Source organism: Pseudomonas sp. GM102, from assembly GCF_000282555.1.
Taxonomy (GTDB): domain Bacteria; phylum Pseudomonadota; class Gammaproteobacteria; order Pseudomonadales; family Pseudomonadaceae; genus Aquipseudomonas.
The window spans coordinates 41,913-48,453 of record NZ_AKJB01000019.1 but is presented as its reverse complement, the minus strand read 5'-3'; the positions used below and the strand labels follow the sequence as shown (position 1 = coordinate 48,453).

The following is a 6,541-nucleotide window of genomic DNA, read 5'->3' as shown; positions in this document are numbered from 1 at the left end:
CTCTCGTTAGCGGGAGGCGAATAGTACAGCATTTTATTTCGTGGTCAACCACCTGCTGCGATTATTTTTTCCCTTATCAAAGAGCCTCAAGACGGGTACTGATTTCTGCTTCTATAAGCAGTCCTTGCTTTACTCATCGACACACCAGCTCTGGGCAGGGTGAAACCAGCATGCGTCCGTCACAATTCCTTTGGCAGATGTATTGTGCGAAGCGATCATCTGTTACAGATTCAGGCATAAGCCATTGGCCATCAGACAAACCTCGCCACCGGCTGCGCTATCATCGCCCGCCTCTCTGCACCAAGAGTCTTGACCCCGGATGCCCGTATCCTTGCCATTGCCTGCCAATCACTCCCCATTACCACCGGTCCTCGTCGGCCCGCTATTACGGCGCCTGGAACCCACGCGGCTAGTGCTGTGGCTGGTGGGGTCACGTGCGCTGACGCTGACGCTACGCTTGCAAGGAATCGACATCCGTCTCGACGCAGGGCAATGCACGATCATCCCGGTCGGTACCCATGCCTTCATTCATTTGATAGATGTCCCACTGGATGCCGCCCTGCCCTGCGACACGCTGATCGAGTACGACCTGCTGATCACCGAAGCGGATGGCACGCAGTCGGGCATTGCCGAGTGGGCACCGCATCTGCTGTACGGCGAAGCACGTTGCCCGAATTTCGTGCTGCGCGCGCGCATCGATCAGTTGTTGCATGGCTCCTGCCGTAAACCTCACCATCCGGCTGCCGATGGTTTGCTGTGCGTCGATCGGTTGCTGGAGTCCGAGCCGGACGCTTGCAAGCGCCCCGCACTATTAATGATGAGCGGCGATCAAGTGTATGCGGATGATGTCGCGGGGCCGATGTTGCGGGCAATTCATGCCTTGATCGAGCGTCTGGGGCTGTTCGGCGAACACCTCGACGGTGCAGTGGTCAGCGATAGCGCCAAACTCTACGAGCACCGGGCCAGTTACTACCATCGTGCAGATTTGTTACCGGCGCTTGAGAGCAACGAAACCCTGCGCGAACGATTTTTCGGTGGAGCGCGTAAGCCGATTTTTACCAGTAGTAGCGCCGACAACCATCTGGTGACCTTCGCCGAGGTCATAGCCATGTACCTATTAGTATGGTCGCCAACTTCCTGGACACTGATCGCGCCGCAACCACCGGCACTGACGCCCGAACGACGCAAGCGCTATGCCCTGGAGCAAACGCGCATCGATGCGTTCAAGACGGGGTTGGGTGGTGTGGGGCGAGCGATGGCGCATCTGCCGTGCCTGATGATTTTCGACGACCACGATATTACCGATGACTGGAATCTTTCCGCGCAATGGGAGGAAACGGCCTACGGCCATCCGTTCTCCAAGCGCATCATCGGTAACGCGCTGCTCGCTTATATGTTGTGTCAGGGTTGGGGCAACAACCCCGACGCATTTGGCGGCATGCTGGAAAAAACCCGTTTATTGAGTGCCACGGGGCAAGACCATTACCTCGACAGCGACATTCAGGATGGCTTGATCGATGAGTTGCTGAGCTTTCAGAAGTGGCATTACGTGCTGCCCACCCGCCCGGCGCTGGTGGTGCTCGACACCCGCACCCGGCGCTGGCGCAGCGAGATGAACCTCAAGCATCCGTCGGGTCTGCTGGACTGGGAAGCGCTCAGCGAGCTGCAACTGGAATTGCTCGATCATCCCTCGGCGATCATCGTTTCGCCGGCGCCGATTTTCGGCGTCAAACTAATCGAAACCGTGCAACGGGTGTTTAGCTGGTGCGGCTATCCGCTGCTGGTGGACGCCGAAAACTGGATGGCCCATCGCGGCGCGGCCCAGGTGATCCTGAACATTTTCCGACACTCCCGAACTCCCGGTAACTACGTGGTGCTGTCCGGCGATGTGCATTATTCCTTCGTCTACGAAGTATTGATCCGACACCGCAAGGCCGGCCCACGAATCTGGCAGATCACCAGCAGCGGGATCAAAAACGAGTTTCCGCCAGCGCTGCTCGAATGGTTCGACCGCCTCAACCGCTGGCTTTACTCGCCCCGCTCGCCCCTCAACTGGCTGACCAAGCGCCGGCGCATGCACATTGTTCCGCACACCCCCGAACACGCCGAAGCCGGCGAGCGACTTTGGAACTCAGCAGGAATCGGCCAAGTGTTCTTCAATGAAAAAGGCCAACCGCAGGATATTTATCAATTCAATGCGGATGGATCGCCGAAGACGCGGATGATTGCGCCTGAAATTTCCGAAGCGGCTGACTGACTTTGCCCGAGTTGCCATGAGCAATCATTACCCGCACACCATGAACCTCACCCGAACTCTGATCATCGGCAACTCCGGCTCGGGCAAGAGTTGGCTGGCCAAACAACTGGCTGAGCACTTACAAACGCCCTGGACCGATCTCGACCTGATTCACTGGGCATCCGATGAACACAGCATCGCTCGTCCCTGCGCCGAAGCACTGGGAATGGCGCGAGTGGCGGCAAGTGGAGAACGCTGGGTAATCGAGGGTGTTTACGACTGGATGATCAGTGAACTTGTGGTGCAAGCGACAGCACTGATCTGGCTGTGTCTGGAAGATGAAGACTGCGTCAACCATATTCGCCAGCGAGAGGCGAAGCGCGATGAACATGACGAGTTACTGATAGCGTTACTGGAATGGGCCGGCAGCTATCGTACTCGTGAAGAGTCCAGTGGATTTGTCACGCATCAGCGCTTGTTCGAAGGGTTTAGCGGTTCGAAACTTCAACTGATGAATAGGGATGAAGTCACGGCTTTCGTCAGTACAGTGCAACAAACGGCTGATGGTTCCCGATTCCACTGACGCAGACACCAACTTTGTCAGGGCAATGCATACATTCAATAGAAGTCAGGCTGCGCTCAGCGCTCGACCAACGCCTCTGACAATCATCTCCACTTCCCGCTCATCAATCGTCAGCGGTGGCAGCAGGCGAATGGTCTTGCCCCGTGTCACGTTGATCAACAAGCCATGATCGCGGGCTGCAATCAGGGTCAGGTCGCGAATCGGTTGTTTGAGTTCGATGCCGATCATCAAACCCTGGCCGCGAATCGCCAGGACGTTGGGGTCATCGGCCAATTCGATGCGCAATCTGGCGAGCAAGCGTTCCCCCTGCAGTTTGGCGTTTTCCAGCAGGCCTTGTTCCTCAATGATCTCCAGCACGGTGCACCCCACTCGGCATGCCAGCGGATTGCCGCCGAACGTGCTGCCGTGGCTGCCGGGGGTGAACAGGTCGGCTGCTTTGCCCCGGGCCAGGCAGGCACCAATAGGGATGCCGTTGCCCAGGCCTTTGGCCAAGGTCATGACATCCGGGATGATGCCTTCGTGCTGGAACGCAAACCACTGGCCGGTGCGGCCGATGCCTGTCTGGATTTCGTCGAGCATCAGCAGCCAGGTGCGCCGGTTGCACAGTTCGCGCACTGCTTTGAGATAACCGGGCGGCGCCATTTGCACACCGCTTTCGCCCTGAATCGGCTCCATCAGGATCGCGACGATGCGCGGGCCGTGGGTGTGTTGCGCCGCCTCCAGCGCCGCGAGATCGCCGAAGGGCACTTTAATGAAGTCCCCCGGCAATTCGTTAAACCCCAGGCGCACCGCCGGGCCGTCACTGGCGGACAAGGTGCCAAGAGTACGACCATGAAAGGCGTTTTCCATGACCACCACCAGCGGCTGCTCGATGCCTTTATGCCAGCCGTAAAGCCGCGCGAGTTTCAGCGCGGTTTCATTGGCTTCGGCGCCAGAGTTGCTGAAAAACGCCCGCTCCATGCCCGACAACCGAACCAGTTTCTGTGCCAACCGCTGTTGCCAGTCGATGCTGTACAGATTGGATGTATGCAACAACAGCCCAGCCTGTTCGCTGATGGCCGACACAATTCGAGGATGGGAATGGCCGACGTTGGTTACCGCTACGCCCGCCACCGCGTCCAGATATTCGCGACCGGCCTGATCCCACAAGCGCGTGCCCAGGCCTTTGCTGAAACTCAGGGCCAAGGGTTGATAAGTGCTCATCAGGCAGGCGGCGGTCATGACATCAAACTCCATTAATGGTCGGTGTTTTTGCAGTATGGTTAGCCACCTGGACTGGATAAACACTGCAACACTTCAATCATTTTAAATCTGGGCTTGATAATGGATTTGTTCCAGGCAATGACCGTTTACGTAAGAGTGGTGGAAGCCGGCAGCATGACCGCCGCCGCTTTGCAGTGCGAAATGTCCACGACCATGGTCGGCAATCATCTTCGGGCCCTGGAACAACGTCTGGGTGTGCGCCTGCTTAACCGTACGACACGACGCCAGCGGCTGACGGAATTCGGCACGGCGTACTATCAACGTTGTCTTGAGGTATTGGGGCTGGTGGCCGATTCCGAACGGCTGGCCGAACAGACCCTCGACGAGCCGAGCGGCACCCTGCGCATCACCGCGCCGCTGACCTTTGGCACCGAACGACTGGCGCCGGCCTTGAGTGAGTTCGCCCTGCGTTGTCCGCAAGTCAAACTCGACGTCGTTTTGACCAACCAGCGCCTGGATCTGCTCGACAACGGTTTCGATGTGGCTATTCGCTTGGGCACTACCGAGATGTCCAACATGATCGCCCGCCCGCTCATCGACTACACGATGACCCTGTGCGCTTCGAAGGACTACCTGGCGCGCCGAGGCACTCCGGAAAAACCTACCGACCTGCAACACCATGACTGCCTGGCCTTCGCCTACCCGGCCGGAGATGACTGGCACTCGGTAGCAAAACAATGGCGCCTGAGAGGACCCGAAGGCGAAGTCATGGTAGAGGTCAGCGGACCGATGCTGATCAACAGCTCGGCGGGGCTGCATCAAGCGGCGCGAACCGGGATGGGCATCGTGATGGTGCCCGATGCGTTGGTAGAACAGGACCTTCACGACGGAAAACTGGTGCCCTTGATGCAGGACTACCAACTGCCGAGCCGCCCGATGAACCTGGTGTACGCCCAGGACCGCTACCGTTTGCCGAAATTGCGCAGCTTCGTCGACTTTGCGCTGCAGAGGTGGGGCAAACACTAGCCGGAGCAATACCCCATGAACTAATCTCCCCGACTGGCGAGTCACGTTGATATCAGTTCGGCAGGGAGACCGATGATGGGTGAGGCATCGAATATCGAGCCGTTGAAGTTCAATCTGTCAGATTTTAACGAAGACATGCTGCACACCATTCTGGAACTGGTCAGCGATGGCATCTGGGACTGGAATGCCAACACCGGGTTCGTCTACCGCAACCCCGGGTGGTACGAGATGCTTGGTTATCCGCCTCATTCCCTGGATAACAACGTGTTGACCTGGGAAAACGTGATCCATCCCGACGATTATTCACAGGTTATGGCGCTGTTTGATGACTACCTGGATCAGCGCGCTCCCGGTTATCAGGCCGAGTATCGCTGCCGCAAGCGCGATGGCACTTACACCTGGATCGAAGATCGTGGCTACGTGCTGGCACGTAATGCCGACGGCTCGGTGGCACGAATGGTCGGCGCGCACCGCAGTATCGAAGACAAGAAACGCCTGTTCGAAGAAATGGAACGGCGCAATCAATCCCTCGAAGCCATCGTCGAAGAACGAACCCGGGAGTTGTCTCGGGTCAATCAGCAGTTGCAGATTCAACTCGAAGAGAATCGCAAACTGGCGGAAACCGATGTGCTGACTTCCATCGCCAATCGCTATCGACTGGAAAAGGCCCTGCCCCAGGAATGCGACCGCGCCCAACGCTTTCGCCAACCCCTGTCGCTGATCGCGATGGACATCGATGACTTCAAAAACATCAACGATCACTACGGCCACGCCCTGGGTGATGCGGCGTTGGTGCAGGTGATCGAGAGCGTGAAGCATTGCGTGCGCGAAGGCGATCTGTTGGCACGGTGGGGCGGTGACGAATTCATCATGATCCTGCCCAATACCTTGTTGGCCGACGCCAGGGCACTCGCTGAAAAAATCCGTCACAGCCTGTCGAGCTTGCTGCCGGTCGGGGACTATCAAGTCACCATGAGTTTTGGCGTGGTGCAACGTTTTGAAGAAGAACAACAGACAGGGTTGCTGGCCAGGGCCGATCAGGCGCTGTATCGGTCGAAGATCGCGGGCAAGAATATGATTTCGGGATGAATACTTCCGTGCTTATCCGTGATATGCAGCCCTCGGACGCAGAGCCCGTACGACTTTTTCTTGGCGAAAATGGATGGGCTCACCGCACCGGCTCATCTGAGCATTTCGCCCAGCTGATCGCTAATTCCCAACGTACAGCTCTTGCGATAAAGGACTCCCACATCGTCGGGTTTGCCCGAGGTATCACCGACGGATTGTCCAATGGTTATCTGTCGATGGTTGTCGTGTGTGGGCAACATCGGCGTAAAGGCGTCGGTCGCGCACTGGTTGAGCATGTCATGGGCGACAACACCGCCATTACCTGGGTTCTGCGAGCAGGCCGTGAAGACGCTTCAGATTTCTTTTCAAAGCTTGGCTTTGAAACGTCGGCCATTGCGATGGAACGCTCACGCTTTAATAAGTAG

6 protein-coding genes are annotated in these 6,541 nt (G+C 57.5%); 5 read left to right on the top strand and 1 reads right to left on the bottom strand.

Annotation, left to right across the window (positions count from 1 at the left end):
• The first annotated feature begins 319 nt into the window (after positions 1-319).
• Positions 320-2,257: an alkaline phosphatase D family protein gene (locus PMI18_RS23995; RefSeq protein WP_007896440.1), complete on the top strand. Its 1,938-nt coding sequence runs from the start codon at positions 320-322 to the stop codon at positions 2,255-2,257.
• 16 nt (positions 2,258-2,273) lie between these two features.
• Positions 2,274-2,819, top strand: coding sequence for a hypothetical protein (locus PMI18_RS24000; protein ID WP_007896439.1), 546 nt, complete (start codon positions 2,274-2,276; stop codon positions 2,817-2,819).
• A gap of 45 nt (positions 2,820-2,864) precedes the next feature.
• Here the strand turns inward: PMI18_RS24000 and PMI18_RS24005 are convergent, their stop codons facing one another.
• Positions 2,865-4,040 (bottom strand): aspartate aminotransferase family protein, encoded by a 1,176-nt coding sequence (locus PMI18_RS24005; RefSeq protein ID WP_007896437.1) that lies wholly within the window; start codon positions 4,038-4,040, stop codon positions 2,865-2,867.
• Between the two features lie 102 nt (positions 4,041-4,142).
• Between PMI18_RS24005 and PMI18_RS24010 the strand changes: the two genes are divergently transcribed.
• The 3 genes from PMI18_RS24010 to PMI18_RS24020 all read left to right on the top strand — a co-directional run bounded on the left by PMI18_RS24010 (position 4,143) and on the right by PMI18_RS24020 (position 6,541).
• On the top strand, positions 4,143-5,048 hold the full coding sequence (locus tag PMI18_RS24010) for a LysR family transcriptional regulator (protein WP_007896435.1): 906 nt from the start codon (positions 4,143-4,145) through the stop codon (positions 5,046-5,048).
• A 75-nt stretch (positions 5,049-5,123) separates the two neighbouring features.
• Positions 5,124-6,137, top strand: coding sequence for a sensor domain-containing diguanylate cyclase (locus PMI18_RS24015; protein ID WP_007896434.1), 1,014 nt, complete (start codon positions 5,124-5,126; stop codon positions 6,135-6,137).
• Positions 6,134-6,541 carry a GNAT family N-acetyltransferase gene (locus PMI18_RS24020; protein ID WP_007896433.1) on the top strand — a complete coding sequence of 136 codons (408 nt, stop codon included), beginning with the start codon at positions 6,134-6,136 and terminating at the stop codon, positions 6,539-6,541. Before PMI18_RS24015 ends, PMI18_RS24020 begins: the two co-directional genes overlap by 4 nt.

What these genes read in the sequence shown, in the direction of transcription:
- PMI18_RS23995 (WP_007896440.1), top strand. Translation starts at nt 320, where the DNA reads ATGCCCGTATCCTTGCCATTGCCTGCCAATCACTCCCCATTACCACCG.
- PMI18_RS24000 (WP_007896439.1), top strand. Translation starts at nt 2,274, where the DNA reads ATGAGCAATCATTACCCGCACACCATGAACCTCACCCGAACTCTGATC.
- PMI18_RS24005 (WP_007896437.1), bottom strand. Translation starts at nt 4,040, where the DNA reads ATGACCGCCGCCTGCCTGATGAGCACTTATCAACCCTTGGCCCTGAGT.
- PMI18_RS24010 (WP_007896435.1), top strand. Translation starts at nt 4,143, where the DNA reads ATGGATTTGTTCCAGGCAATGACCGTTTACGTAAGAGTGGTGGAAGCC.
- PMI18_RS24015 (WP_007896434.1), top strand. Translation starts at nt 5,124, where the DNA reads ATGGGTGAGGCATCGAATATCGAGCCGTTGAAGTTCAATCTGTCAGAT.
- PMI18_RS24020 (WP_007896433.1), top strand. Translation starts at nt 6,134, where the DNA reads ATGAATACTTCCGTGCTTATCCGTGATATGCAGCCCTCGGACGCAGAG.